Origin of the sequence: Streptomyces silaceus, from assembly GCF_001419745.1 — a bacterium.
Classification (GTDB): domain Bacteria; phylum Actinomycetota; class Actinomycetes; order Streptomycetales; family Streptomycetaceae; genus Streptomyces; species Streptomyces silaceus.
On the sequence record NZ_LIRJ01000507.1, the window covers coordinates 1 to 1,100 of the forward strand.

Annotated in this window: 1 protein-coding gene; it reads right to left on the reverse strand. The window is 77.0% G+C overall.

Annotated elements, in window-relative coordinates:
• Positions 1-1,062: acyclic terpene utilization AtuA family protein (locus tag AOK22_RS35475; RefSeq protein WP_157872388.1), on the reverse strand; the 1,062-nt coding region annotated here is incomplete at its 3' end.
• Between the last annotated feature and the right edge of the window lie 38 nt (positions 1,063-1,100).

The window sequence follows — 1,100 nt, forward strand, 5'->3', positions numbered from 1 at the left end:
GGGCGCGTCGGCGCGGTCGGTGCGGGCCAGCTCCCACCGCACCTCGGCCGGGCGGGACTTGGCGCGGTCGAGGGCGTCCTCCAGCTGGGCGCGCACCAGCGCGGCCTTGGCCTCGACGTCGAGGCCGGTGAGGACGAAGACGACCTCGTTGCGGAAGCCGCCGAGGCGGTTGAGGCCCGCCTTGAGGTGCGGCGGCGGCGCCTCGCCGCGCACGCCGTCGATCCGGACCCGGTCGGGGCCCTCCTGGGTGAGGGCGACGGTGTCGAGGCGCGCGGTGACGTCGGGGCCCGCGTACCGGGCGCCCTGCGTCTCGTAGAGGAGCTGCGCGGTGACCGTGCCGACGTCGACGAAGCCGCCGGTGCCGGGGTGCTTGGTGACGACGGCCGAGCCGTCCTCGTGGATCTCGGCGAGCGGGAATCCCGGGCGGCGCAGGGTGGCCGAGGGGTCGCCGTGCCCGGCGAAGAAGGCGTAGTTGCCGCCGGTGGCCTGGGTGCCGCACTCCAGGACGTGCCCGGCGACGACGGCGCCCGCGAGCCGGTCGTACTCCGTGGGCGCCCACCCGAAGTGCGCGGCGGCGGGCCCGGTGACCAGGGCCGCATCGGTCACCCGGCCCGTGACGACGACGTCGGCCCCGGCGTCCAGGCACGCGGCGATCCCGGCGCCGCCGAGGTAGGCGTTGGCGGTCAGCGCGCCGGGGAAGCGGGCGCCGAGATCGTCGCCCTCGACGTGCGCGACCCGCGCGGGGACGCCGACGCGGCCGGCGAGCTCCCGCACGGCGTCCGCGAGTCCGGCCGGGTTGAGCCCGCCCGCGTTCGCGACGATCCGCACGCCGCGCTCCCGGGCGAGCCCGAGGCACTCCTCCAGCTGCCGCAGGAAGGTCTTGGCGTAGCCCCGCGCGGGGTCCTTGAGGCGGTCGCGGCCGAGGATGAGCATGGTCAGCTCGGCGAGGTAGTCGCCGGTGAGGACGTCGAGGGGGCCGCCGGTGAGCATCTCGCGCATCGCGTCGAAGCGGTCGCCGTAGAAGCCGGAGGCGTTGCCGATGCGCAGGGGGCGGGCGGTCACTCGGCCTGCCCTTCGGGGGTGCGGTGGTCGGTGGGGGC